This window comes from Nonomuraea sp. NPDC003214 (genome assembly GCF_053590035.1).
The window spans coordinates 703804-727379 of record NZ_JBSFSX010000004.1 but is presented as its reverse complement, the minus strand read 5'-3'; the positions used below and the strand labels follow the sequence as shown (position 1 = coordinate 727379).

26 protein-coding genes are annotated in these 23576 nt (G+C 74.0%); 19 read left to right on the top strand and 7 right to left on the bottom strand.

Annotated elements, in window-relative coordinates; translation table 11 throughout:
• Positions 1–121: 121 nt before the first annotated feature.
• From ACWDXC_RS15625 to ACWDXC_RS15615, 3 genes are read left to right on the top strand one after another with little or no spacing between them, the layout of a single operon-like run.
• A complete protein-coding gene (locus ACWDXC_RS15625) occupies positions 122–505 on the top strand; it encodes an ArsR/SmtB family transcription factor (protein ID WP_219514564.1) in 384 nt (127 codons plus the stop codon).
• The gene (locus ACWDXC_RS15620) at positions 502–1113 is read left to right on the top strand and encodes an SRPBCC family protein (protein ID WP_357592895.1); all 612 of its coding nucleotides are present in this window, start codon (positions 502–504) and stop codon (positions 1111–1113) included. The genes ACWDXC_RS15625 and ACWDXC_RS15620 overlap by 4 nt, the downstream gene beginning before the upstream one ends.
• A 3-nt stretch (positions 1114–1116) precedes the next feature.
• Positions 1117–1512 carry a VOC family protein gene (locus ACWDXC_RS15615; RefSeq protein WP_449981961.1) on the top strand — a complete coding sequence of 132 codons (396 nt, stop codon included), beginning with the start codon at positions 1117–1119 and terminating at the stop codon, positions 1510–1512.
• A gap of 5 nt (positions 1513–1517) precedes the next feature.
• Here the strand turns inward: ACWDXC_RS15615 and ACWDXC_RS15610 are convergent, their stop codons facing one another.
• Complete coding sequence (locus ACWDXC_RS15610) at positions 1518–2303, bottom strand: SDR family NAD(P)-dependent oxidoreductase (RefSeq protein ID WP_449981960.1); 786 nt, start codon at positions 2301–2303, stop codon at positions 1518–1520.
• Between the two features lie 89 nt (positions 2304–2392).
• Between ACWDXC_RS15610 and ACWDXC_RS15605 the strand changes: the two genes are divergently transcribed.
• The 4 genes from ACWDXC_RS15605 to ACWDXC_RS15590 all read left to right on the top strand — a co-directional run bounded on the left by ACWDXC_RS15605 (position 2393) and on the right by ACWDXC_RS15590 (position 5141).
• Positions 2393–2965, top strand: coding sequence for a TetR family transcriptional regulator (locus tag ACWDXC_RS15605; protein WP_449981958.1), 573 nt, complete (start codon positions 2393–2395; stop codon positions 2963–2965).
• A 79-nt stretch (positions 2966–3044) separates the two neighbouring features.
• Complete coding sequence (locus ACWDXC_RS15600; protein ID WP_449981956.1) at positions 3045–3416, top strand: hydrophobin family protein; 372 nt, start codon at positions 3045–3047, stop codon at positions 3414–3416.
• A gap of 58 nt (positions 3417–3474) precedes the next feature.
• On the top strand, positions 3475–3975 hold the full coding sequence (locus ACWDXC_RS15595) for a SigE family RNA polymerase sigma factor (RefSeq protein ID WP_449981954.1): 501 nt from the start codon (positions 3475–3477) through the stop codon (positions 3973–3975).
• Positions 3972–5141: a hypothetical protein gene (locus ACWDXC_RS15590; RefSeq protein ID WP_449981952.1), complete on the top strand. Its 1170-nt coding sequence runs from the start codon at positions 3972–3974 to the stop codon at positions 5139–5141. The genes ACWDXC_RS15595 and ACWDXC_RS15590 overlap by 4 nt, the downstream gene beginning before the upstream one ends.
• Here the strand turns inward: ACWDXC_RS15590 and ACWDXC_RS15585 are convergent.
• Positions 5134–6237, bottom strand: coding sequence for an SWIM zinc finger family protein (locus ACWDXC_RS15585; protein WP_449981950.1), 1104 nt, complete (start codon positions 6235–6237; stop codon positions 5134–5136). The genes ACWDXC_RS15590 and ACWDXC_RS15585 overlap by 8 nt on opposite strands.
• Complete coding sequence (locus ACWDXC_RS15580) at positions 6234–8996, bottom strand: DEAD/DEAH box helicase (protein ID WP_449981948.1); 2763 nt, start codon at positions 8994–8996, stop codon at positions 6234–6236. The genes ACWDXC_RS15585 and ACWDXC_RS15580 overlap by 4 nt, the downstream gene beginning before the upstream one ends.
• Before the next feature lie 100 nt (positions 8997–9096).
• On the opposite strand from ACWDXC_RS15580, the gene ACWDXC_RS15575 reads away from it, so the two are divergent.
• From ACWDXC_RS15575 to ACWDXC_RS15550, 6 genes are all read left to right on the top strand, one after another.
• Positions 9097–9714 (top strand): DedA family protein, encoded by a 618-nt coding sequence (locus tag ACWDXC_RS15575; RefSeq protein ID WP_449981946.1) that lies wholly within the window; start codon positions 9097–9099, stop codon positions 9712–9714.
• Entirely contained in the window at positions 9698–10795 is a 1098-nt protein-coding gene (locus ACWDXC_RS15570; protein WP_449981944.1) for a sensor histidine kinase, read from the top strand. The genes ACWDXC_RS15575 and ACWDXC_RS15570 overlap by 17 nt, the downstream gene beginning before the upstream one ends.
• Positions 10786–11430 (top strand): response regulator, encoded by a 645-nt coding sequence (locus tag ACWDXC_RS15565; RefSeq protein WP_219514606.1) that lies wholly within the window; start codon positions 10786–10788, stop codon positions 11428–11430. The genes ACWDXC_RS15570 and ACWDXC_RS15565 overlap by 10 nt, the downstream gene beginning before the upstream one ends.
• 97 nt (positions 11431–11527) lie before the next feature.
• On the top strand, positions 11528–12064 hold the full coding sequence (locus ACWDXC_RS15560) for a dihydrofolate reductase family protein (RefSeq protein ID WP_449981942.1): 537 nt from the start codon (positions 11528–11530) through the stop codon (positions 12062–12064).
• 1 nt (position 12065) lies between these two features.
• Positions 12066–12467, top strand: a complete 402-nt coding sequence (locus tag ACWDXC_RS15555) for a hypothetical protein (protein ID WP_449981940.1) — start codon at positions 12066–12068, stop codon at positions 12465–12467.
• A gap of 14 nt (positions 12468–12481) precedes the next feature.
• The gene (locus ACWDXC_RS15550; RefSeq protein WP_449981938.1) at positions 12482–12865 is read left to right on the top strand and encodes a hypothetical protein; all 384 of its coding nucleotides are present in this window, start codon (positions 12482–12484) and stop codon (positions 12863–12865) included.
• An 18-nt stretch (positions 12866–12883) separates the two neighbouring features.
• Here ACWDXC_RS15550 and ACWDXC_RS15545 read toward each other — a convergent pair whose 3' ends face one another.
• Positions 12884–13990 (bottom strand): ABC transporter substrate-binding protein, encoded by a 1107-nt coding sequence (locus ACWDXC_RS15545; RefSeq protein WP_449981936.1) that lies wholly within the window; start codon positions 13988–13990, stop codon positions 12884–12886.
• Between the two features lie 124 nt (positions 13991–14114).
• Entirely contained in the window at positions 14115–14804 is a 690-nt protein-coding gene (locus ACWDXC_RS15540; protein ID WP_449981934.1) for a MerR family transcriptional regulator, read from the bottom strand.
• A gap of 100 nt (positions 14805–14904) precedes the next feature.
• Here ACWDXC_RS15540 and ACWDXC_RS15535 point away from each other — a divergent pair, with 100 nt between their 5' ends.
• The 3 genes from ACWDXC_RS15535 to ACWDXC_RS15525 all read left to right on the top strand — a co-directional run bounded on the left by ACWDXC_RS15535 (position 14905) and on the right by ACWDXC_RS15525 (position 18276).
• Positions 14905–17196, top strand: a complete 2292-nt coding sequence (locus ACWDXC_RS15535; RefSeq protein ID WP_219514629.1) for an ATP-binding cassette domain-containing protein — start codon at positions 14905–14907, stop codon at positions 17194–17196.
• A 162-nt stretch (positions 17197–17358) separates the two neighbouring features.
• Positions 17359–17559 (top strand): hypothetical protein, encoded by a 201-nt coding sequence (locus ACWDXC_RS15530; RefSeq protein ID WP_449981932.1) that lies wholly within the window; start codon positions 17359–17361, stop codon positions 17557–17559.
• 27 nt (positions 17560–17586) lie between these two features.
• Positions 17587–18276: a phosphotransferase gene (locus ACWDXC_RS15525; RefSeq protein ID WP_449981930.1), complete on the top strand. Its 690-nt coding sequence runs from the start codon at positions 17587–17589 to the stop codon at positions 18274–18276.
• Between the two features lie 7 nt (positions 18277–18283).
• Here ACWDXC_RS15525 and ACWDXC_RS15520 read toward each other — a convergent pair whose 3' ends face one another.
• Positions 18284–19861: an ATP-binding cassette domain-containing protein gene (locus tag ACWDXC_RS15520; protein WP_449981928.1), complete on the bottom strand. Its 1578-nt coding sequence runs from the start codon at positions 19859–19861 to the stop codon at positions 18284–18286.
• A gap of 55 nt (positions 19862–19916) precedes the next feature.
• On the opposite strand from ACWDXC_RS15520, the gene ACWDXC_RS15515 reads away from it, so the two are divergent.
• Both ACWDXC_RS15515 and ACWDXC_RS15510 read left to right on the top strand, forming a co-directional pair.
• On the top strand, positions 19917–20555 hold the full coding sequence (locus ACWDXC_RS15515; protein WP_449981926.1) for a TetR/AcrR family transcriptional regulator: 639 nt from the start codon (positions 19917–19919) through the stop codon (positions 20553–20555).
• Positions 20552–21622, top strand: a complete 1071-nt coding sequence (locus tag ACWDXC_RS15510; RefSeq protein ID WP_449981924.1) for a winged helix DNA-binding domain-containing protein — start codon at positions 20552–20554, stop codon at positions 21620–21622. The genes ACWDXC_RS15515 and ACWDXC_RS15510 overlap by 4 nt, the downstream gene beginning before the upstream one ends.
• A gap of 50 nt (positions 21623–21672) precedes the next feature.
• Here the strand turns inward: ACWDXC_RS15510 and ACWDXC_RS15505 are convergent, their stop codons facing one another.
• Positions 21673–22518 (bottom strand): alpha/beta fold hydrolase, encoded by an 846-nt coding sequence (locus ACWDXC_RS15505; protein WP_449981922.1) that lies wholly within the window; start codon positions 22516–22518, stop codon positions 21673–21675.
• 138 nt (positions 22519–22656) lie between these two features.
• On the opposite strand from ACWDXC_RS15505, the gene ACWDXC_RS15500 reads away from it, so the two are divergent.
• Complete coding sequence (locus ACWDXC_RS15500; RefSeq protein ID WP_449981920.1) at positions 22657–23550, top strand: sigma-70 family RNA polymerase sigma factor; 894 nt, start codon at positions 22657–22659, stop codon at positions 23548–23550.
• Positions 23551–23576: the final 26 nt, after the last annotated feature.

Genomic DNA, 23576 nt, shown 5'->3' with positions numbered 1-23576 from the left:
CGATGCCAGGCCGTTCGAACGCCCGGGTGACGGCCTCCTCGACGTCCTGCACGCTCCGACCCTGGCCCGCCGCCTTATACCGGGTTTGACTTATATAAGCTGTGGCTGAAACAGTGGGGTCGTGCATGCATTCGACGTACTCGGTGACCCGGTCCGGCGCCGGATCCTGGAGCTGCTCGCCGACGGTGAGCGCAGCTCCGGCGAGGTCACCGCCGTCATCCAGCGCGAGCACGGCATCTCCCAGCCGGCCGTCTCGCAGCATCTCAAGGTGCTGCGCGACAACGGCTTCGCCACCGTGCGCGCCGAGGGCACCCGGCGGCTCTACGCCGTCGACCCGGAGCCGCTGCGCGAGGTCGACCGGTGGCTGGAGCGCTTCCGCGGTTTCTGGAGCCAGCGCCTCGACGCCCTGGCGACGGAGCTGGCCCGCGGCAAGCGCGCCCGCCGCGCCGCCGGCCCGCCCGAGCCGACCACGCCCGGGCCCACCACGAAGGAAGAGTCCGCATGAACATCATCGACGAGGTCACCCGCGCCCACCGCGCGGTGACCGAGAAGGGCGAGACCAAGTCCGTCGTCCTGTCCCGTCACTACGACGCCGCGGCCGAGGACGTGTGGGACGCCCTCACGACGGCCGAGCGGATCAGCCGCTGGCTGCTGCCGATCAGCGGCGACCTGCGCCTGGGCGGCACGTATCAGCTTGAGGGCAACGCCGGCGGGGAGATCCTGGCCTGCGAGCCGCCCGAGCTGCTGAGGGTGACGTGGGTCTTCGGTGACGCGCCCGCCTCGGAGGTCGAGGTGACGCTGGCGCCCGACGGCGACGGCACCCGTTTCGAGTTGACGCACACCGCCGTCGTGGCGGCGGAGTTCTGGTCGCGGTACGGCCCCGGCGCGGTGGGGGTGGGCTGGGACCTGTCCGTGCTCGGCCTCGCCATGCACCTGGCGGGCCTGCCGATCCCCGACCACGAGCACTTCCACGAGACCGAACAGGGGCGCGCCGCCATCGTCGCCAGCAGCCGGGCCTGGGGCGAGGCGTACCTCGCCTCGGGCGCGGACGCCGGGCTCGTCGCGGCGGCCACCGAGGCGACGACCGCCTTCTACGCACCGGAACCGGAGTAGTCGATGTCCCAGAAAATCACCACCTTTCTTATGTTCGAGGGCAAGGCCGAGGAGGCCATGACCTTCTACGTGTCGCTGTTCGACGACGCGGAGATCGTCGCCGTCACCCGCTACGGCCCGGGCGGGCCGGGCGCGGAGGGCAGCGTGCTGCACGCCACGTTCCGGCTGGCGGGGCAGGAGTACATGGCCATCGACAGCGCGGTGCGCCACGACTTCACGTTCACGCCGTCGATGTCGCTGTACGTGCAGTGCGAGTCGGCGGACGAGATCGAGCGGCTGTACGCGGCCCTGTCGGAGGGCGGCGCGGCGCTGATGCCGCTGGGCGACCACGGCTTCAGCAAGCGCTTCGGCTGGGTCAACGACAGGTTCGGCGTGTCCTGGCAGCTCAACCTGGCCTGAGGGGGTCAGACGAGGCTCTGGCCGCCGTCGACGGGGATGACGGCGCCGGAGACGTAGTTGTCCGACATCAGGAAGATCGGGGCGGCGGCCGCCTCGGCGGGGGTGCCCAGGCGGCCGGGCAGGAAGGCGCGGCCCGCCTCGGCGACGGCCTCGTCGGTGGCCGCGCCCAGCGCGCCGCGGGCCAGCGGCGTGTCGAACACGCCGTAGCGGACGGCGTTCACGCGCACCCGGCGCGGGGCCAGCTCGACGGCCAGCGCCTTGGTGAGAGCCTCGACGGCGCCGATCGCGGCGACGGCGGCGGCCATGCCGGGCAGCGGGCGGGTCGCGTACAGGCCGGAGGTGAACGTGATGGAGCCGCCGGCGGGCAGGCGGGGGGCGGCGGCGCGGGCGACGGCGTAGGCGCCCCAGAGCCGGCTGTCGACAGCGTCCTGCACGTCGGCGCGCGGGGTGGCGTCGAGCGGGCCGACCTGGAAGCCGCCTGCCGTCACCAGCACGTGGTCGATGGGGCCGGCCTGCTGGAAGACGCGGTCCAGCTCAAGCTCGTCGCCGGCGTCGGCGGCGATCCCGAGCACGGGGTCGTCATGCGTGGCGCCGGGCACGGCCAGGCAGCGGGCGACGGCGGCGTCCAGGCGGGCCTTGTCGCGGGCCACGAGGACGACGCGGGCGCCGAGCGAGCGCAGCAGCTCGCCGGCGGCCAGGCCGATGCCGGAGCTGCCGCCGATGACGAGCACGGTGCGGCCGGCGAGCGCGGCGGGCAGCGGGGTGCTGACGGGCATGGGGGCGACGGACATGGTGGTCTCCTTCAGCAATAAACCATCTGGTTGGTTTAGATCGTGGCGTGATTCGGCCCGCATGTCAACCGGATGGTTTAATTCCTTCCATGACGTATGACGCCGAGGCGACCAGGCAGCGGATCTTCGCCGCGGCCAGCGCGGAGTTCGCCGAGCACGGCCTGGCCGGGGCCAGGATCGAGCGCATCGCGACCGCCGCGCGCGCCAACAAGCAGGCGATCTACCTCTACTTCGGCAACAAGGAGAAGCTGTTCGGCGCCGTGGTGGCCGCGCAGTTGCAGGAGATCTGCCACACGCTCGACCTCGACCCGCGCAAGCTGCCCGAGATCGCCGGCCAGCTGTTCGACCGCTACCAGGAGAGCCCGGACCTGGTCAGGCTGCTGCTGTGGGAGGCGCTGGAGTCGGGCGACGGCCCGGTGCCGGGCGAGGAGGAGCGCGTCGAGGGCTACCGCGCCAACGTGCGCGCCCTGATGGAGGCCGGCCTGCCCGACGAGCGGCGGGCTCGCGACTGGCTGTTCACCCTCATCGGCCTGGTCGCCTGGAACTTCTCGGTGCCGCAACTGCGCCGCCTGATCCTCGACGAGCCCGACCCCGCCGAGGCGCTGGCCCGCCGCCGCGCCGCCGTCATCGAGCTGGCCACCGCGATAGCCGACCGGCTTTGACCAGTTCTGTTGATGCGTAACACATTGTCGGGGGTACGTGGCTGATCGTAATGATCGTCCCTTACGTACGGAGCTCTTGATGCGCATCCGCAGGACCCTGGCCGCCGCCGCGGCCACCACCGCAGCCGCGGCGGGCCTCGTCCTGGCCGCCCCGGCGGCCCACGCCGACCCCGCGCCGCAGTGCTGCGTGATCACGACCACGGCCACCGCGCCCAACACGGCCCTGCTCCTCAGCCTGCTCGGCCTGCCCGCGGCGGCCCTGCCCCAGGGACAGATCGGCCTGACCTGCAACCCGATCCGCGTCATCGCCGCCACGATCGCCGCCACCTGCGCGACCGTCGCGGTGATGTGCGAGAACAACTCCTTCAGCGGCGTGATCGCGCTCGGCTGCCGCGCCCTGACCCCCGAGGAGATCGCCCAGCTCCCCAACCCGCCGAGACCGGCGCCCTGACGGTGCAACACCTGGCGCCCTCTCGCCGTCTCAGTCGGGATGACCATGACAGGAGGGCGTGGGCGTGCAGGATGAGGAGCTGTTCGAGCGGTTCGTCGCCGACCGGGTGGACGTGCTGCTCCGCTACGGCTACGTGCTGACCGGCAATCCGCACGACGCGGCCGATCTGGTGCAGGAGGCCCTGGTGCGGTTACGCGGAGCGTGGGAGCGGGTGCGGCGCAAGCACGACCCGGAGGCGTACGTCAAGACGACGATGAGCCGGCTGCACGTCAACGCCTGGCGGCTGCGGCGGCGCGAGCACGTCACGGCCGAGCCGCCCGACCGGGCCTGGCGGGACCGGCCGTACGAGGGGTCGCCGCTGTGGGACACGCTGGCGCGGCTGCCGCGCCGCCAGCGGGCGGTGCTGGTGCTGCGCTACTACGAGCAGCTGAGCGACGCCGAGATCGCCGTCGTCCTCGGCATCTCGCGCGGCACGGTGCGCAGCCAGGCGTCGCGGGCCCTGGACAAGCTGCGCGGTGACGTCCCCGCGATCGTCGAGAGCCTGGGGAGCGTGACGTGAGCGCCGAGCTGGAACGGCGGCTGCGCGAGGAGTTCGCGCGGGCGGCCGGGCACGCGCCGCGGCCGGCGGCCGACCTGCGGACCCGGATCGAGACGGGGCACCGGCGGCGACGGCGCAGGGGGTCCGTGCTGTCGGCGGCGGCCACGGTCGCGGTGCTGTCGGCGGTCGCCGCGGTGATGGTCCCGCCGGACGAGCGCGTCGTGGCGGCGCGGCCCTCGCCGACGTTCGCGCCTGCCACCCCGGCCACGCCTCGGGCCCACCCGGTGCCGCCGCCCATCGAGAAGGTGTGGCCGGGCGTGGTCCGCACCGTTCCCGAGAAGCTGCCGAACGGGCAGCCCATGCGGCCGGAACGGTACCTGGACGACCGGTCGCTGCTGGTGCGGACGGAGGACGGCGACAGGATCGACGCGCTGTGGGCCTACGACGTCAGGAAGCGGACCGCCCGCCGGCTGGTGGACGTGCGCTCGCCGCGCGGCACCGTGGTGTCGGCGCCGTTCGTCGCGGTCGGTGAGGGGCTGCTGGCCTGGTGGACGCTGCGCCGCCACGCGGGCGTGCGCGTGGTGGAGATCTGGACGGCCCCGGTCACCGGCGGCACGCAGCGCCAGGTCGCCACGCTGAAGAACGCCCCGCAGGGCATCGACCTGGAGATCGCGGGCGGCCGGCTGGTGTGGTCGCCGTGGGGCCGCGAAGGCGTCTACCGGATGCCGCTGACCGGCGGCAGAGCCGAGCAGGTGGCCGGCTCGGCCGGGCACACCCTGCTGGCGTGGCCGTGGGCCGCCCGCCCCAGGCCCGGCAACCGGCCGACCAAGGAGGTCGTGTTCGGCGGCCTGGTCGATCTGCGCACGGGGGAGCGCAGCCGGGCGTCCGTCGCCGGAGGGGTGTGCGCGGTCACGTGGTGCGTGCACGGCCGCACCGCCTCCCGCCGCGACGGCGGCGGCAGGCGTGAGCTGCCGGGCACGACCATGATGGCGGTGCCCGCGCTCGACCGCTTCGTGGTGGTCTCCCACGAGCGGACGAGCGAGGCGCTGTACGACCTGGCCACCGGGAAGTCGGGCGCCCTGGGGCCGACGAGGTACAACCCGGTCCTCGACTACGGGACGCCCGGTCTGCTCGTCTACGCGCGGGACGGCAAGCAGGTCGTGGTGGATCTGAAGGCGATCAGGTGAGCAGGGCCGACGGGTCGCGTTCCGGCGGCCCGTCGGGCCACCAGGCGCCGTCGCGGCGGGCGAACGGGTACCAGCGGCCGTCGCGGCCGTAGCGCAGTTGCCGGTCGCCGACGGTCCACTGGTTGCGCCAGGCCTCGACCATCGGCGGCTCCCCCTCCCAGCCGGCCTCCAGCAGCGCGCGGGCGCGGGCCAGGTCCTGCTTGGGCGGGGTCCACGGGCTCTCGAGCGCGTCCAGGCCACCGGCGCCGCCGTGCCGCCAGGCGGCCACCGCCGCGTCGAGGCCCAGGTCGAGCCCGAACTCGGCGGACAGGCGTACCCGGTCCTGGTATTCGGTGAGCGGCGTGGACGCACCGGTGAGGAGCAGTTCGCGGGCCCGGGAGGCGGCGGAGGCGGCGAGCACCTCCAGCGCGGCCACGTCGACGCCGGGGGCGGGCTCCAGGCCGAGCGGCGTGAACGTGACGTCCAGCGGCGGCGGGTCGGGCAGCGGCGGGACGCCGAGCGCGTAGGCGTCGGCGACGGGGACGCCCTGCGGGGCGGTGGCGGGCACGTCGCGGCGCTGGAGCCCCTCGATGAGCTCGCGCTCGCCGCGCCCCCGCAGGAGCAGCAGCACGAACGGGTCGTCGTCGAGCAGCCAGGACGCCTGGTAGCACAGGGCGGCGGCGTGCTTGCACGGGTGGCCCCAGTCGGGGCAGGAGCATTCGGGCTCCAGGTCGCCGACGGTGGGCAGCAGCGGCACGGCGGCGTCCTCGGCGGCCTCGACCAGGTCGTGCGGCATGTCGCGGTCGAGCAGGGCGGCGATGTGCCCGGCCTTGGCGGCGACCTGGTCGAGGAAGCGTTCCCAGGCGGCGTCGGTGAGCTGTTCGACGCGGACGACGGTGTCGTACTCGTGCTCGGTGACGGCGGCGAGCCGGCCGGGGCTGACGGTGATGGGGCCGACCTGGCCGGTCTTGGCGTAGGCGCGGCCGTTCTTCAGCAGCGTGTGGTCGAGGGAGGTGTCCTCCAGCGCCTTGATCCAGGCGCGGCCCCACCAGGAGGTGGCGAAGCGGGCGCCGGTCCGCTGCGGGGGGAAGGCGGCGAAGCCGCGGGCGTCGGTCATCTCAGCTCCACGAGGGCGGCGAGTTCGGCGTCGGTCAGCTCGGTGAAGGCGGCCTCGCCGGAGGCGAGCACGGCGTCGGCCAGGGAGCGCTTGGCGACGAGCATCTGGGCGATGCGGTCCTCGATGGTGCCTTCGGCGATGAGCCGGTGCACCTGGACGGGCCGGGTCTGGCCGATGCGGTAGGCGCGGTCGGTGGCCTGGTCCTCGACGGCGGGGTTCCACCAGCGGTCGTAGTGGATGACGTGGTCGGCGCGGGTGAGGTTGAGCCCGGTGCCGGCGGCCTTGAGCGACAGCAGGAACACCGGGGCGGCGCCGTCCTGGAAGCGCCGGACCATCTCCTCGCGGCGGGCGACGGGGGTGCCGCCGTGCAGGAGCTGGGTGCCGACGCCGCGCGCGGACAGGTGCTTGTCGAGCAGGCGGGCCATCTGGACGTACTGGGTGAACACCAGGACGGCGCCATCCTCGGCGACGATGGTGTCGACGAGCTCGTCGAGCAGCTCCAGCTTGCCGGAGCGGCCGGGCAGGCGCGGGTCGGCCTCGTGCAGATACTGGGCGGGGTGGTTGCAGATCTGCTTGAGCCCGGTGAGCAGCTTGACGATGAGGCCGCGCCTGGCCATGCCCTGGGCGCTCTCGATCTGCGTCATGATCTCGCGCACGACGGCCTCGTACAGGCCGGCCTGTTCGGTGGTGAGCGGGACGGGGCGGTCGGTCTCGGTCTTGGGCGGCAGCTCGGGCGCGATGCCGGGGTCGGACTTGCGGCGGCGCAGCAGGAACGGGCCGACGAGGCGGGCCAGCCGTTCGGCGGTGGCCTTGTCGCCGGACTCGACCGGCTTGGCCCACCGGGACCGGAAGCGGGTGAGGGGGCCGAGCAGGCCGGGCGTGGTCCAGTCGAGGATGGCCCACAACTCCGACAGGTTGTTCTCCACCGGGGTGCCGGTGAGGGCGACGCGGGCGGCGGCGGGGATCTCGCGCAGCGCCTTGGCGGTGCCGGAGGCGGGGTTCTTGACGTGCTGGGCCTCGTCGGCGACGAGCAGCCCCCAGGGGTGCTCGCCGAGCCGGGCGGCGTCCAGCCGCATGGTGCCGTACGTGGTCAGGACGAAGCCGTCGTCGGCCAGGGTGCGCTGGGCGCCGTGGTAGCGGCGTACCGGGACGCCGGGGGCGAACCTGGAGATCTCGCGCTCCCAGTTGCCCATCAGCGAGGCCGGGCAGACGACGAGCGTGGGTCCGGTGCCCTGGCGGGTGAGGTGCAGGGCGATGAGCGTGATGGTCTTGCCCAGACCCATGTCGTCGGCCAGGCAGCCGCCGAGGCCGAGCGAGGTCATCCTGGCCAGCCAGCGCAGCCCTTGGAGCTGGTAGTCGCGCAGCGTGGCGGCCAGGCCGGGCGGCGGGCCGACGTCGGCGGGCTCGGCGAGGCGGTCGCGCAGCTCGCTCAGCCAGGCGCTCGGCTCGACGGGCACGTGCTCGCCGTCGACCTCGACGGTGCCGGTCAGCGCGGCGCCGAGGGCGTCGAGCGCGGTCATCGGCTTGAGGTGGCTGCGGACCTTGCGGGCCACGCCGGGGTCGATGAGGACCCACTGGTCGCGCAGCCGGACGACGGGCCGGTGCGTCTCGGCCAGGTGGTCCATCTCGGCGGCGGTCAGCCGTTCGCCGCCGAGGGCGAGCTGCCAGTCGAAGCTGGTCAGGTGGTGTCCGCCGAGGAAGGAGGGCAGGTCGGAGGGGGCGGTGTCACGCAGGCCGACGGCGGCGCGCGCGGTCAGGCCGCTGACCAGGGACTTGGGCCAGTGGACCTCGACCCCGGCGGCGTCCAGGCGGGTGGCGGCGCCGGCGAGCAGCTCTTCGAGGTCGGCGTCGCTCAGCGGGAGCTCGTCGGGGACGGCGCTTTCCAGCAGGCGTTCGAGGCGGGGCCAGGCGCGGGCGGCGCGGCGGATGGCCAGGGTGGCCTCGATCCTGGCGCGTCCGCCGAGGCCGGGGTCGCGGCCTTCCCACAGGTCGGCGGCGTCGACCACGAGCGAGGGGTCGGCGAGGCTGTGGAGCTGCATGACGGCGCGGAACTCGCCGCGTGCGGGGTCGTCGGCCTCCAGGCGCAGCGACAGCCGCACGCCGGAGTCGAGCCCGGCCGACACCTCCTCGGCCCAGGGGCGCAGGCGGGGCACCTTGACGGGGCGGGCGGCGGCGTAGGCGGTGGTGCCGGTGGCCCGGACGGCTCCGGGGGAACGCGGCATGGCGTCGGCGACCGCGTCCAGGAACGCCCGCACGTGGCTTTCGGCGTCGGGCAGGCGCGGCTCGGCGCCCGCCCCCGCGCCCGCGTCCGTCTCCGTCCCTGCCTCTTCCCCCGTGTCCGCGTCGCCGGTCGCGGGCAGGGGGACGGCGCGGGCTTCGGCGGGCATGGCGTCGGCGAGCTCGCGGATGCGGCGGGCGTCGGCGGCGTCGAACGGGCCCGCGCGCCAGGAGTCGTGGTCCTGGCCGGTGACGCCGGGCAGGACGCGGCCGCGGGCGACGAGCTGCAGCGCCACCAGGGCGGCGGCTCCCCAGAACCGGGCGGCGGGGTGGGCGGATTCGTCGGCGCGGGCCCTGGCCAGCGCGGCGACGGCGTCGGCCACGGGGACGCGGGTGGCCGCGACCTCGTGGGTCCCGTCCGGGCGGGCGACGGTTAGGGTGGTGTCGCCGCCGGGGTCGAGGAAGGCCATCCGCCCGCTCCTGGGGGGATCGCCGGGCTCGAAGACGACCGCGTGCCGTACCGAATCCTGTGGAAGACTCACGACCGTACAGTGTACGGTACGTATGGGTGTGGTTTTCCGCACCCAACCTCGGCAGCGATCCTCATCCCAGGTAGAGTTGATCTTCCGTACCCTTATGCGCATGGTTGATTGGGTAGTGGAGTTGATGGACGCCCTCGGAGCGCCGGGGGCCGGAATCGCGATCGCGCTGGAGAACCTCTTCCCGCCGTTGCCGAGCGAAGTGATCCTGCCGCTGTCGGGGTTCACGGCCAGCAAGGGGTCGATGGGTCTGGTCGACGCTCTGATCTGGACGACGCTCGGCTCGGTGGTGGGGGCGCTGGCGCTCTACGGGGTGGGAGCTGCGCTGGGCCGGGAGCGGACGCTGGCGATCGCGGGCAAGCTTCCGCTGGTGAAGATCTCCGACATCGAGAAGACGGAGGCGTGGTTTCTCAAGCACGGCAAGAAGGCGGTGTTCTTCGGGCGGATGATCCCGATCTTCCGCAGCCTCATCTCGATCCCGGCCGGGGTCGAGCGGATGCCGCTGATGCAGTTCACGCTGCTGACGCTGATCGGCAGCGCGATCTGGAACACGGCGTTCGTGATGGCCGGCTACCTGCTGGGCGAGAACTGGCACCTGGTGGAGACGTACGCGGGCATCGGGTCGAAGATCGTGCTCGGCGTCGTGGCGCTGGCGGTGCTGGTCTTCATCGGCGTACGGCTGAGCGAGCGCCGCAAGGGACGGCATGCGGCCGGTCGTTGAGGGCGCGCGGGTCGCCGGCAGGGTGGCTCTGGGCGCGCTCACCGCGCCGGTGGAGCTGATCTTCCTGCTGGTGGCGCCGTTGCTGGGAGGACGGGCGGACGGGGCCGCCCGCCGGCTGGCCGCGCTGGAGGCCAGGCGGCTGCGGCTGGAGATCTCGGAGCTGGACGCGCTGGTCCAGGGCGACCGGGACCGGCTGCGGCGTTATCTGGCCGCCCGGGCGCCCGTGGGGGTGCTGGGCGGGCTGGTGCTGTTCCTGGTGGGTTTCGGCGTCAAGAGCGTCGTGGCGCTGCTGTGGAGCTGGGGGCACGGGGAGCCGTTCGACGGGATGGCGCCGTCGTGGACGATCGGCGGCTACTTCCTCCTCGTCGGACTTGTCGCACTTTTTTCGCTCTTGTCGGGCCTGGTGGGCGTGCACGTCCTCGAACGCTGGCTGGCAAGCCGGCTGCTGGCCGGCGACCGCACGCTCGCGCTGGAGCGCCGCATCGCCGAGCTGGCCGAGAGCCGGGCGGGCATCGTCGCGGCCGTCGACTCCGAACGGCGGCGGATCGAGCGTGACCTGCACGACGGCCTGCAGCAGCGGCTGGTGGCGCTGTCGATGCTGATCGGACGTTCCCGCCGGGGCCGCCTTGAGCTGCTGGACCAGGCGCACGACGAGGCGCAGCGGGCGCTGGCCGAGCTACGTGAGGTGGCCTGGCGGGTCTACCCGAGCGGGCTCGACACGTTCGGGCTGGGTGAGGCGCTGGCCGGGGTGTCCGAACGGGCCGGGGTGCCGGTGCGGGTGTCGTGCGAGCTGGCGGAGCGTCCGCCGATGGCGGTGGAGACGGCGGCGTACTTCGTGGTGAGCGAGGCCGTCACCAACGCGGCCAAGCACGCGTCGGCGACCCTGGTCGAGGTGGACGTGCGCCGCGATGGCGGCATGCTCGTCGTGCGCGTGCGAGATGACGGGACGGGCGGCGCGAGCGCCGCCGGCGGCGGCCTGTCGGGGCTGGGACGGCGGGTGGCGGCGCTGGACGGCGTCTTCGAGGTCGACAGCCCGCCGGGCGGGCCGACGCTGGTGACGGCGGTGCTGCCGTGCGGGTGATCCTGGCCGAGGACTCGACGCTGCTGCGCGAGGGCCTGGTGCGGCTGCTGCTGGAGGAGGGCCACGAGGTGCCCGCGGCCGTCGGCGACGGCGAGGCGCTGGTGGCGGCCGTGGCGGCGCACGTGCCGGACATCGTGGTGGTGGACGTGCGGATGCCGCCCACGCACACCGACGAGGGGCTGCGCGCGGCCCTGGAGATCAGGCGGCGCTGGCCGGGCGTGCGGGTGCTGGTGCTGTCGCAGTACGTGGAGAAGAAGTACGCCACCGAGCTGATGAGCGCGGACGTGGCGGGGGTCGGCTACCTGCTGAAGGATCGCGTGGCGCAGGTGGGCGACTTCCTGGACGCGCTGGAGCGGGTGGGCGCGGGGGGCGCGGCGTTCGATCCCGAGGTGGTGCGGCAGTTGCTGGCGCGCACGACGCAGGTGGATCCGCTGGCGCGGCTGACCGCGCGTGAGCGCGAGGTGCTGGAGCGGATGGCGCAGGGGCTGACCAACGCCTCGATCGCGCAGGCGCTGCACGTGTCGCAGAGCGCCGTGGAGAAGCACGTGAACTCGCTGTTCGACAAGCTGAACCTGTCGCACGCCACCGGCTACAGCCGCCGCGTGCTGGCCATCCTGCACTTCCTGGAGTCCTAGACCCTCCCCGGAGCCGCCTCCGGGGAGTGCTTCGGCCGCCTTGACAAATTTTTTTGTCGGCTGGAGGATGGGGGCCACCCGAGAAGGAGGTTCCTCCATGAGGAAGATCATCGCCGGCCTGTTCGTGTCGCTCGACGGCGTCGTCGAAGCGCCTCAGACCTGGCATTTCCCCTACTATGACGAGGACATGGGCCGGTCCGTCGGCGCGCTCATGGACCGGGGCGAGGCCCTGCTCCTGGGCCGCGGCACCTACGAGGAGTTCGCCGCGCACTGGCCGCATCAGAACCCGGACGAGGATCCGATGGCCAAGCTGCTCAACGACATCCCCAAGTACGTGGTCTCCACCACCCTGGCCGACCCCGCCTGGCACAACACCACGGTCGTCGGCTACGACCAGGTGGCCGCGCTCAAGCGGGAGCCGGGCGGCGACATCGGCATGAGCGGCAGCCCCGCGCTGGTGCGCTCGCTGCTGCGTGACGGGCTGCTGGACGAGCTGCACCTGCTCGTGCACCCGCTCGTCGTCGGCGGCGGCCAGAAGCTGTTCGACGACGCGACCGGGCGGGTCCCGCTGCGGCTGACCTCCTCCACCACGTTCGGCACCGGCGTGCTGGACCTGACCTACGAAAGGGCCTGACATGGCCGGCAAGACCGTCTGCGAGAAGCTGCTGATCAAGCCCGGCGTCTCGGTGTGGGTCTCCCACGCCGAGCACCGGCCGCTGCTGGACCCGCTGCCCGAGGACGTGACCCTGGCCGCCGGGCCCGGCGAGGCTGGGGTCGCGGTGCTGTTCGCCTCCGGCGCGGACGAGGCGCGCCGGCTGCTCGACGAGCACCGCGACGGGCTCACCCGGCCCGCGGTGCTGTGGGTGGCCTACCCGAAGGGCAACAAGGCCGACGTCAACCGGGACACGCTCTGGCCCATCGTGGGCGAGTACGGGCTGCGTCCCAACGGGCAGGTGGCGGTGGACGAGGTGTGGTCGGCGCTGCGCTTCCGGCCGCTGAAGGAGGGCGAGCCGCCGTTCACGGGCGGGCGCTCGTGAACGGTGACTCGCACGTGCCCGGCCCTGACCTGGCCCTGGAGATCATCGTCAGGATCCTGGTGTGGCTGGCCCGTGACGGCGAGCGGCAGGCGGCCATGCTCGAACGCGGCCGGCTCCCGGTCGACGAGCTCGCGCTGGAGTACGACGGCGCGCTGGCGACGCTCTGGGTCCTGAAGGAGGCCCGGACCCTGAGCCCGGGCGTCATCGGCGAGCTGGAGCGCCTCGACCGCCGCCTGGAGGCGATGGGCGGGGAGGAGAACGCGCGCCTGTGGACCCCCGCCGCCCTGGGCGAGGCGGCGGAGTGGGCGGCGGTGAGGGAGCTGGCCCGGGAGGTCCTGGCCGACGTGGAGCGCGAGACGGGGATCTCCGGCGAGGCCGTGGCCCGGGAGTCGATCTGACCCTGCCCGCGCTCCTTGTCAGCCGGTGTGCAGGATCCGGAAGCGGCCGGGGTGTCCGGGGTCGCGGTCGGCGACCTGGACGGGCGGCCACGCCCACTGCCGGACGTTGATGCCCGGCACGTCGGAGAACCGGATCGGCCCCCGGGTGCCCTCGACGTCCACGTGCGGCCAGGCGTCGGCGATGCGCGCCCGGTCGGCGCCGTGGGAGCGCAGCACGCCGGCCAGCACGGTGATCGTGTCGTAGCCCTCGAAGGCGACGAAGGACGGCGTTTCGGCCAGCCGTTCGCGCAGGGCGGTCTCGACGCGGGCGCCGAGCGGGGTCAGCCGCTCGGGCAGGTAGCGCAGGAACGGGATCGCAGCGCCGTCGCCGCCCAGCGCGGCGGCCCAGCCGGCGAACTCCGGCTGCCCGGCCGGGGCGCCGATCAGGAGGCCGGCCAGGCGCGGGTCGCGGCGGACGGCCCGGACGATCGGCACGGCGGGCTCGGGGGTGCCGACCAGGAGCAGCAGGGCGGTGGCGCCCTGGGCGGCGAGTTCGTCGCACGCGGCGGCGGGGGTGAGCGCGCGCATGTCGAGCTCGGCGAGCGTGCCGCCGCGCGGTGTGAGGTGCTCGCGGAGGATGCGGGCGCCGGAGGCCCAGTACAGGCTCGGCTCGGTGGCCACGGCGACGCGGCGGTGGCCGGCGTTGAGCAGGAAGTCCGCGTAGATCCGCCAGCCGTGGGACTGGGCGGGCGCCAGGCGCGCGACCGTTTTCGCGGGGTGTTCGGTGAGCGCGTCGAGGACCGCCGACGAGCAGAGGAACGGCAGGCCGAGGGCGTCGGCCCGGGTGGCGGCGGCGCGCGCGACGACGCTGTGGTACTCGCCCGCCACGGCGGCGACGCCGAGACCGGCCAGCTCCTCCACGGCGGCCTCGGCCTTGCCCGGGTCGGCGGCGGTGTCGCGGACGAGCAGTTCGAGCGGCCGTCCGGCGATGCCGCCGTCGTCGTTGACGTGGCGGGCGGCCAGTTCGAGCCCGGCGAGCAGGTGGCGGCCCGCCTCGGCCCAGCCGGGCCGGGTCAGCGGGACGAGCGCGCCGATCCGGACGGCTGATCCGTCGGTCCGCTCCGCCGGCGATGGTGGCGTGTCCATGCGTGGTGTCTCCCGTGTGCAGATTGTCTGCATTATGCCGGGATCTCCGGTCCAGCATCGGCCCGGCACCGCCTCCGCGCCTCCGTGAAGGCCGCCTCCGTGAAGGCCGCCTGGTCGTGGCCGTCTAGTCGTGGCCGTTGAGGTAGGCGTGCAGGCGGGCGGCGGCTTCGAGCATGGCGGTGGCCCGTTCGGTGAGCTCGGCCTGGCGGTGGGTGATGGCGGCGCGCAGCGCGGCGCTGCCCCCGGTGCGGCGCAGCCCGTCCAGCACGAGCCTGATCTGCGGGAACGGGTAGCGGCCCTGGCGCAGGATGGCGACCATGCGGGCGTCGCGGACGTCGGCCGGGCCGTAGGTGCGGTAGCGGGTGCCGTGCTCGCGGCGGGGTTTGAGCAGCCCGGCCGACTCCCACAGCCGCAGGGCCGAGGCGCGCACGCCGAGGTGGGCGGCGACCTCGCCGATGCGCAGGCCGGAGCGGGGCGCCTGGGTGGTGTCCTGCCCGGCGACGGCTTCCAGGGCCTCGCCGGTGGCGCGCAGGGCCAGGCGCTGCTCGTGCAGCTCGGCGTGGCCGGCGTCGATGAGCGTGAGGGCGACGGGCACCTGACCGTCGTGGACGGCCTGCATGATGGCCCGGGCCAGGTCGCGGCCGAACCCGGCGGCCAGCGCCTGGTAGGCGAGCAGGGCGCGGCGGTGGCGGGCGTCGAAGCTGCGGTAGCCGGCCGGGGTGCGGGGCGTGGGCGGCAGGATGCCCTCGTCGGCATAGTTGCGGATCTGCTGCGTCGACACGCCCGCCAGCCGGGCCAGGTCGATGGGCCGCACCGCACCTCCAGGGTTACGTCAGATTTTAAGGTTTGCCGGTGGAAGCCCAGGAAATCTCGCCAAAAGTCTATATCAGCAGTTTAATGGCAAACTTGAAGCCATGAATGGCGGAAGCTCACCTGCTCACGATCACACCGCGGCCGACAGCCACGACCACATCCAGGTCCGGGGCGCGCGCGAGAACAATCTCACCGGCGTCTCCCTCGACATCCCCAAGCGGCGGCTCACCGTCTTCACCGGGGTCTCCGGCTCCGGCAAATCCTCGCTGGTCTTCGAGACGATCGCGGCGGAGTCACGCCGGCTGATCAACGAGACCTATACGGCGTTCCTGCAGGGGTTCATGCCGAGCCTGGCGCGCCCGGACGTCGACGCCCTGCACAACCTGAGCGCGGCGATCATCGTCGACCAGGAGCGGATGGGCTCCAACGCCCGCTCGACCGTCGGCACCGCGACCGACGCGTACACGATGCTGCGCATCGTCTTCAGCCGGATCGCCACCCCGCACGTCGGCCCGCCGATGGCCTTCAGCTTCAACCTGCCGGCCGGGATGTGCCCGGCGTGCGAGGGCCTGGGCAAGATCACCGACATCGAGGTGGACGAGCTCGTCGACCGGTCGCTGTCGCTGAAGGAGGGCGCGATCAAGGTGCCCGGCTACGGCGTCGACACCTGGCCGTGGCAGATCATCGTCGGCTCCGGCTTCTTCGACCCCGACCGCAAGCTGGCCGACTACACCGAGACCGAGTGGGCCGACTTCCTGCACAAGGAGCCGGTCAAGGTCAAGGTGGGCGCCAACAACTTCACCTACGAGGGCCTGGTCCCCAAGGTGCGGCGCAGCTTCCTGGGCAAGGACCGCGAGTCGATGAAGGGGCAGACGCGGGCGTTCGCCGACCGGGCGGTGCAGCTGACCACCTGCCCCGACTGCAAGGGCACCCGGCTCAACGAGGCGGCCCGCTCGGCGACGATCGACGGCGTCGACATCGCGGCGTGCTCGTCGATGCAGATCAGCGACCTGGCGGCGTTCGTCGCGGGCATCTCCGACCCGACGGTGGGGCCGGTGGTGCAGGGGCTGCGTGACACGCTGGAGTCGCTGGTGGAGATCGGGCTGGGCTATCTGAGCCTGGACCGGGAGTCCTCGACGCTGTCGGGCGGCGAGGCGCAGCGGGTGAAGATGGTGCGTCATCTCAACTCCAGCCTGACGGACGTCACGTACGTGTTCGACGAGCCGACGGCGGGCCTGCACCCGCACGACATCCAGCGGATGAACGACCTGCTGCTGCAGTTGCGCGACAAGGGCAACACGGTGCTGGTGGTCGAGCACAAGCCGGAGACGATCAGGATCGCCGACCACGTGGTCGACCTGGGACCGGGCGCGGGCGCGGCCGGCGGCACGCTGTGTTACGCGGGCGACCTGGCGGGGCTGCGCGCCTCGGGGTCGCTGACCGGCCGCTACCTGGACCACCGGGTCACGCTGCGCGAGTCGGTGCGGCAGCCGTCGGGCTGGCTGCCGATCCGCGGCGCCACCCAGCACAACCTGCGTGACGTGAGCGTGGACCTGCCGGCGGGCGTGCTCACGGTCGTCACCGGGGTGGCGGGGTCGGGCAAGAGCTCGCTCATCCACGGCAACCTGGCGGGCCGTGACGGCGTGATCGTGGCCGACCAGTCGCCGATCCGCGGCTCGCGGCGCAGCAACCCGGCCACCTACACCGGCGTGCTCGACCCCATCCGGGCGGCGTTCGCGAAAGCCAACGGGGTCAAGCCGGGCCTGTTCAGCGCCAACTCCGAGGGGGCCTGCCCGGCGTGCAAGGGCATCGGGCTGATCTACACCGATCTGGCGATGATGGCCGACGTGGCGACCGTGTGCGAGGAGTGCGACGGCAAGCGGTTCACGCCGCAGGTGCTGTCCTACACGCTGCGCGGCAAGAACATCAGCGACGTGCTGGGCATGTCGGTGTCGCAGGCGCGCGAGTTCTTCACCTCGGGGCCGGCGCGGGCGATCCTGGACCGGCTGGAGGCGGTGGGGCTGGGGTACGTGGCGCTGGGCCAGCCGCTGACGACGCTGTCGGGCGGTGAGCGGCAGCGGCTGAAGCTGGCCATCCACATGGCCAAGAACGGCACCACGTACATCCTGGACGAGCCCACCACGGGCCTGCACCTGGCGGACGTGGACCGGCTGCTGGCGCTGCTGGACCGGCTGGTCGACGACGGCAACACGGTGATCGTGATCGAGCATCACCAGGCGGTGATGGCGCACGCGGACTGGATCGTGGACCTGGGGCCGGGCGCGGGTCACGACGGCGGCCAGGTGGTCTTCACGGGCACGCCGGGCGAGCTCGTCGCCTCCGGCACGTCGCTGACGGCCCGGCACCTGCGCCTGTACGTGGACGGCGAGTAGCGGGCGGTCACCGCCGCCGCCGTGGTGCGGGCGGCGGCGGTCCCTGCCGTGCTCAGCGCGCGCAGAACTCCGTCAGGACCGGGGCCGGGGCGGCGCGCCGGCTGGCCGGCGGCGTCCCGGCGGAGTGGTCGTTGAAGGCCCCGGCGACCAGCACGAGTGCCGGTGCTGTGGCAGGCGATGGGGGTGCCGTCGCGGGAGATGACGGTGTTCATGCCCTACGACGAACGGCGGGCCCGCCCACCGACACCCCGCCGGGAAAGCCGGTCAGGGGAGGGGCGCTTCCTGAAGGGGCCGGATCTCGATGCCGCCGCAGCGGGCGATGGCGTGACCGTGTCCTCGTCGAATCCGATCATCAGCACGTGACGCATGGTCCGAGCCTAGATTGGGGTCATGATGCTGGGGGATCTGCTGGCCAGGGGCCGCACCGCCGACGTGTACGAGGCGGGCGAGGGCCGGGTGCTGCGCCGCTACCGCGACGGTGACGACGCGGGCGGGGAGCTGGCGACGATGACGCTCGTGGCGGCGGCGGGGTTCCCGGTGCCGAAGGTCTTCCCGGAGCGGCCGCGGCCCACGGACCTGGTGATGGAGCGGGTGGCGGGCGCGACGATGCTGGTGGCGCTGGTGGACGGCTCGATGGCGCCCGAGGAGGGTGGCCGGATGCTGGCGGAGCTGCTGCGCCGCCTGCACGCGGTGCCGCCGGGCGCGCAGGCGGGGCCGGGTGAGCGGGTGCTGCATCTGGATCTGCATCCGGACAACGTGCTGCTGTCGCCGCGCGGCCCGGTGGTGATCGACTGGCAGAACGCCGAGCTGGGGCCGCCGGCCCTGGACTGGGCGACGTCGGCGCTGATCCTGGCGCAGGCGGCGGTGACCCGGATGGTGGAGCCGGTGGAGCTGACGCGGCTGCTGCTGGCGTCGCTGCTGTCGTGCCGCGACCCCGAGGAGGAGGAGGAGGAGGGGGGTGAGCTGTTCGGCGGGCAGCTCGCCGAGGCGTGCGCGCGGCGGGCGGCCAACCCGACGATGTCGGCGGAGGAGACGGCGGCGCTGGGCGAGGCGGTGGAGCTGGTCCACGCGCTGGCCTGACGGGCGGCTACCGGTCCCATACGGGTTCGGCGCTCTCGCTGACGTGGCCGTCGGCGGCGCAGATGAGGTAGCGGTCGAAGTCGGCGGCGAACCACCGGTCGTGGGTGACGGCCAGCACCGTCCCCCGGTAGGCGGCCAGGCCCTGCTGGAGGGCTTCGGCGCCGGCCAGGTCCAGGTTGTCGGTGGGCTCGTCGAGCAGCAGCAGGGTGGCGCCGGACAGCTCCAGCAGCAGGATCTGCAGCCGGGCCTGCTGGCCGCCGGACAGCGTCTCGAAGGGCCGCCTCCAGGCGGGGGCGAGCTCGTAGCGGGCCAGCGCGGCCATGGCCTCGTCGCGCTCGAGCGGGCGGCCGGTGGCGGTCCCGGTCGTGACGAGGTCGGCGATGGGCTGCCCGGCCAGGTCGGGCCGCTGGTGGGTCTGGGCGAACAGGCCGGGCCGCACGCGGGCGCCGAGGGTGAAGGCGCCGGTGTGGGCGACGGGATGGCCGGCGAGCAGGCGCAGCAGGTGGGACTTGCCGGTGCCGTTGAGGCCGAGGACGGCGACGCGCTCGCCGTACCAGATCTCGGTGTCGAACGGTTTCAGCAGGCCGGGCAGGGCGAGCTGTTCGCAGGTGAGGGCGCGTTTGCCGGTGCGGCCGCCGCGCAGGCGCATGCGCACGTTCTGCGGCTTGGGGGCGCGTTCGGGCGGGCCGGCTTCCTCGAAGCGGGCCAGGCGGGTGAGCGCGGCCTGGTAGGAGGTGGCCAGGCCGTCGTTGCGGGTGGCGCCTCGGCGCAGGGTGTCGGCGATGCCGCGCAGCCGGGCGTGTTCGCGCTCCCACTGGCGGCGCAGGTCGTGCAGGCGTTCGGCGCGTTCGCGGCGGGCGCGGGCGTAGCCGCCGTAGCCGCCGCCGTGCACCCACACGCGGCCGGCTTCGACGGTGACGACGCGGTCGGCGGTCTCGGCCAGCAGGTGGCGGTCGTGGGAGACGAGCAGCACGGTCTTGGGGGTCTCGCGCAGCCGCCGTTCCAGCCACTGTTTGGCGGGCACGTCCAGGTAGTTGTCCGGTTCGTCGAGCATCAGGACGCGGTCGGGGCCGCGCAGCAGCGCCTCCAGCATGAGCCGTTTGCGTTCGCCGCCGGACAGCGTCTCGACCGGGCGTTCGCGTACGGCGTCGAAGGGGCGGCCGAGGGCGAGCGTGGTGCAGGTGTCCCAGACCACTTCGAGCTCGTAGCCGCCGGTGTCGGCGTAGTCGGCCAAGGCCTGGGCGTAGCGGAGCTGGGCGGGCTCGCCGTCCAGGTCGCGGCCGGCTTCGGCGAGTTCGGCGGACGCGGCGGCGATCGGCGCGGGGGCGACGGCGAGCAGCAGTTCGGCGACGGTGCCGGGGCCGGGGAACTGGCGCAGCACGCCGATCCCGCCGGAGGCGGCGACGCGGCCGGCGGCCGGCTGCAGCTCGCCGGCGATCAGGCGCAGCAGGGTGGTCTTGCCGGCGCCGTTGGGGCCGACGAGCGCCGCGACGACGCCGTCGCCGACGCGGAACGACACGTCCCGCAGCAGGGACCGCCCGTCCGGCAGCCGGTAGGTCAGCTCGCTCACCTCGACATGGCTCATTGTTCCATTACTAGACCATCGATCCGGTCCTCGTACAGCGTATTATCGTCGGGTGGTGAACGAGAGCGTGTGGCTGCGGCCCGCCCGGCGCGAGCGCCGGCCCCTCACCCTGGACCGGATCGTCGCCGAGGCCGTCGCCCTGCTCGACGAGGAGGGCGAGGCCCGGCTGACGATGCGCCGGCTGGCCGAGCGGCTCGGCACCGGCTCCACCACCCTCTACTGGCACGTCAAGACCAAGGACGACGTGCTCGACCTGGCGCTGGACGCCGTGTTCGGCCAGGTGCCGCTGCCCGAGGGCGGCACCTGGCGGCAGCGGGCGGCGGCGCTGGTCACCGGCTGGCGGGCCGCCCTGCTGCGCCACCCGTGGTCGACCGGCCTGCTGGACCGCCCGCTGATGGGTCCCAACGCGCTGGAGCGCACCGAGTTCCTGTACGCGACGCTGGCCGAGGCCGGGTTCACCGGCCCCGACCTGACCGCCGCGGCCTTCAGCCTGTCGACGTTCGTCACCGGCTCGGCCACCATGCAGGCCCGCGACCCGGCCGGCAGCGGCCCCGGCCTGGCCCGGCACCTGCAGCAGCACCGCGACGCCTACCCGACCCTGGCCGCGCACGGCCTCGACCCCGACTGGGACGCCGCCTTCACCCGCGGCCTGGCCTACCTCCTCGACGGCATGATCCCCGGAGCCACCCCGTGATCACCCTGCGTGACCTCAACCGCGCCACGCTGGCCCGCCAGCTCCTGCTGCGCCGCCACGCCATGCCCGCGCTGGAGGCCGTCGAGCACCTGGTGGGCCTGCAGGCCCAGGCGCCGTTCCCGCCGTACTTCGGCCTGTGGTCGCGGCTGTCCGGCTTCGAGCCCGGCGAGCTGGCGCGGCTGCTGGAGGAGCGCCACGTGGTCAGGCTCGTGCTCATGCGCGGCACCGTCCACCTGGTCAGCGCCGCCGACAGCCTCACGCTGCGCCCGCTGACGCAGCCGCAGCTCACCCGCTACCTGCACAGCGCGTACGGCAGCCGCATCGCCGCCCTCGACCTGGACGCGGTGGTCGCGGCGGGCCGCCGGGCGCTGGACGGCGGCCCGCTGACCGGGGCGGCGCTCGGCGCCCGGCTGGCCGGCGAGTTCCCCGGCGTCAAGGCGGCCGACCTGGCGCAGATCATGCGCATCCTCGTCCCGCTCGTGCAAGTGCCGCCGCGCGCCGTGTGGGGCCGCTCGGGGCAGACCGCGTACGCGACGGCCGAGTCGTGGCTGGGCCGCGACCCGGACCCGCGTCCCTCGCCCGAGACGCTGGTGCGCCGCTACCTGGCGGCGTTCGGGCCCGCCACGGTGGCCGACGCGCAGGCGTGGTCGGGGCTGACCGGGCTGCGCGAGGTGGTCGAGCGGCTGCGCCCGGAGCTGGTCACGCTGACGGGCCCGGACGGCAGGGAGCTGTTCGACCTGCCCGGCGCGCCCCGGCCGGGCGGTGAGGCGCCCGCGCCGGTGCGGCTGCTGGCGCCGTTCGACAACCTGCTGCTCAGCCACGCCGACCGCACCCGGGTGATCGCCGACGCCGACCGGCCGCGGGTGATCACCGTCAACGGCCAGGTGCTCGGCACGGTGCTGGTCGACGGGTTCGTGCGCGGCACCTGGAAGCGGGACAAGGCCGTGGTGAGCGTCGAGCTGTTCGCGCCCGTCACCGGCGCGCAGGCCGAGGAGATCCGCGCGGAGGCCGCCGCGCTGCTCGCCTTCGCCGCGCCCGGGAGCGCGCACGACGTCCGGGGCGTCTGATTCGGCCGGCGGGCCCTGTGCCGCCCGGTCAGCCGCCCGTCGGCCGCCCGTCAGCCGAGCGCCGCCAGCACGTCGGCCAGCCGTCCCGGCATCGACAGGAACGGCGAGTGGGAGGCGTCCAGCTCGACCACGGACACCGGATCGCCCGGGAAGGCGGCGTCGGCCTCGGCCACGAACCTCGCCTGCAACGCCGGCACGATCGCCCGGTCGGCCGTGCACATGACGTACGTGCGCGGCACCGAGCCCCAGCCGTCGCGGGTCAGGGTGGTGGCGCCGAGCATGATGCCGATGGGGCCGTCGGGGGTCAGCAGGGCGGTGGCGGCGCCGGCGAGCCCCGGTTCCACGTCGCCGTAGAACGCCTCGTACAGCGCACGCCGGTAGGCGGCGTCGCTGGTGGCCAGGTCGAGCCGGAGCGCCCCGGTGCGGGCGGGGTCGCCGCGCAGCAGCGGCGCGACCTGGTCGGCCGCCGCCTCGGGCAGCCGCGTGCAGGCGGCGGCCGACAGGCCGGAGGCCGGCAGGTACGCGGTCAGGTAGACGGCGTGCGCGACCAGGGCGGGCCTGCGCTCGGTGACGCGCATCAGCACGGGGCCGGCCGCGCTGTGGGCGACCACGGTCACCGGCCGGCCGCCGCCGATGCGTTCGAGCTGCGCCGTCAGCAGCGCGGCGGCCTCCTCCAGGCTCACGCCGCCCACCGGCGACACCTCCGCGCGCACGGCCTCGGGGTCGTACGGGCGCGCGGTGAGCCAGCGCGGCCTGCGGGCGCGCAGCCCGTGCCCGGCCAGGTCGACGGCGACGGCGGCGCGACCGGCGGCGGCCAGGTGGGGGATGACCTCGCTCCAGCACCAGGAGCCGTGCCAGAAGCCGTGCACGAGCACCAGCGTGGAGGTGGCGGGCATGGGCGCTCCTTCGCGGCCGGGGAGACGATCAACGCCATCTTCGGCGCTTTCGCCACGTCGGGCCACCCCTGTCCCGCTTCGCCGGGAGGGTCCGGTTAGGGTGTGCGCACGCCATCGCGGGAAGGGACGAGGACCAGGGTGAACGAGCGCGTCGCAGATGACCGGCTGGCCGGGCTGTTCGAGGAGCACCGGGGCGGGCTGCGGGCCGTGGCCTACCGGATGCTCGGCTCGGTGAGCGAGGCCGACGACGCCGTCCAGGAGGCGTGGCTGCGGCTGAGCCGCTCCGACGTCTCCGGCGTGGACAACCTGGGCGCGTGGCTGACGACCGTGGTGGCGCGGCTGTGCCTGAACATGCTGCGCGCGCGCCGGACCCGCCGCGAGGACCCGCTGGAGGCCCAGAGCGGGCCTGACGGCGGGCCGGCGGTCGGGGCGGCGGGCGGGGCGGACCCGGAGGAGGAGGCGGTGCTGGCCGACTCGGTCGGGGTGGCGCTGCTGGTGGTGCTGGACCGGCTCAGCCCGGCCGAGCGGCTGGCGTTCGTGCTGCATGACCTGTTCGCGGTGCCGTTCGAGGACATCGCCGTCATGCTGGAGCGGACGCCGCAGGCGGTCAGGCAGCTGGCCAGCCGGGCGCGCCGCCGCGTCAGGGGCGGCGCCGCGCCGCGCCCGGACGCGCCGCAGCGGCGGCGGGTGGTGGAGGCGTTCCTGGCGGCCACCCGGGGCGGGGACTTCGAGGCGCTGGTCAAGCTGCTGCATCCGGACGTCGTCCTGCACGCCGACCGGCGGGTCGTGCCGACGCCGGAGCCGATCGTGGTGCGCGGCGCCCGCCGGGTGGCCGAGGGCGCGATGGCCGCCACCGGCCGGGCCCGCTTCACCGGCGTGGCGCTCGTCGACGGCGTCCCGGCGCTGGCGATGGCGCCGTACGGCCGCCTGTCGGTCGTGCTGACCTTCACCTTCGACGGGGATCTGATCACCGGCGTCGACGTGGTCGCCGAGCCGGACCGGCTGCGCGCCCTGGAGGTGGCCGTCGCCTGAGGCGCGTTCAGAAGGGCGTGTCGACC

Bases quoted from the DNA above. Each gene is read 5' to 3' on its own strand.
- ACWDXC_RS15620 (WP_357592895.1), top strand. From the start codon at position 502: ATGAACATCATCGACGAGGTCACCCGCGCCCACCGCGCGGTGACCGAG.
- ACWDXC_RS15615 (WP_449981961.1), top strand. From the start codon at position 1,117: ATGTCCCAGAAAATCACCACCTTTCTTATGTTCGAGGGCAAGGCCGAG.
- ACWDXC_RS15610 (WP_449981960.1), bottom strand. From the start codon at position 2,303: ATGTCCGTCGCCCCCATGCCCGTCAGCACCCCGCTGCCCGCCGCGCTC.
- ACWDXC_RS15605 (WP_449981958.1), top strand. From the start codon at position 2,393: ATGACGTATGACGCCGAGGCGACCAGGCAGCGGATCTTCGCCGCGGCC.
- ACWDXC_RS15600 (WP_449981956.1), top strand. From the start codon at position 3,045: ATGCGCATCCGCAGGACCCTGGCCGCCGCCGCGGCCACCACCGCAGCC.
- ACWDXC_RS15585 (WP_449981950.1), bottom strand. From the start codon at position 6,237: ATGACCGACGCCCGCGGCTTCGCCGCCTTCCCCCCGCAGCGGACCGGC.
- ACWDXC_RS15575 (WP_449981946.1), top strand. From the start codon at position 9,097: ATGGTTGATTGGGTAGTGGAGTTGATGGACGCCCTCGGAGCGCCGGGG.
- ACWDXC_RS15570 (WP_449981944.1), top strand. From the start codon at position 9,698: ATGCGGCCGGTCGTTGAGGGCGCGCGGGTCGCCGGCAGGGTGGCTCTG.
- ACWDXC_RS15560 (WP_449981942.1), top strand. From the start codon at position 11,528: ATGAGGAAGATCATCGCCGGCCTGTTCGTGTCGCTCGACGGCGTCGTC.
- ACWDXC_RS15555 (WP_449981940.1), top strand. From the start codon at position 12,066: ATGGCCGGCAAGACCGTCTGCGAGAAGCTGCTGATCAAGCCCGGCGTC.
- ACWDXC_RS15545 (WP_449981936.1), bottom strand. From the start codon at position 13,990: ATGGACACGCCACCATCGCCGGCGGAGCGGACCGACGGATCAGCCGTC.
- ACWDXC_RS15535 (WP_219514629.1), top strand. From the start codon at position 14,905: ATGAATGGCGGAAGCTCACCTGCTCACGATCACACCGCGGCCGACAGC.
- ACWDXC_RS15525 (WP_449981930.1), top strand. From the start codon at position 17,587: ATGATGCTGGGGGATCTGCTGGCCAGGGGCCGCACCGCCGACGTGTAC.
- ACWDXC_RS15520 (WP_449981928.1), bottom strand. From the start codon at position 19,861: ATGAGCCATGTCGAGGTGAGCGAGCTGACCTACCGGCTGCCGGACGGG.
- ACWDXC_RS15505 (WP_449981922.1), bottom strand. From the start codon at position 22,518: ATGCCCGCCACCTCCACGCTGGTGCTCGTGCACGGCTTCTGGCACGGC.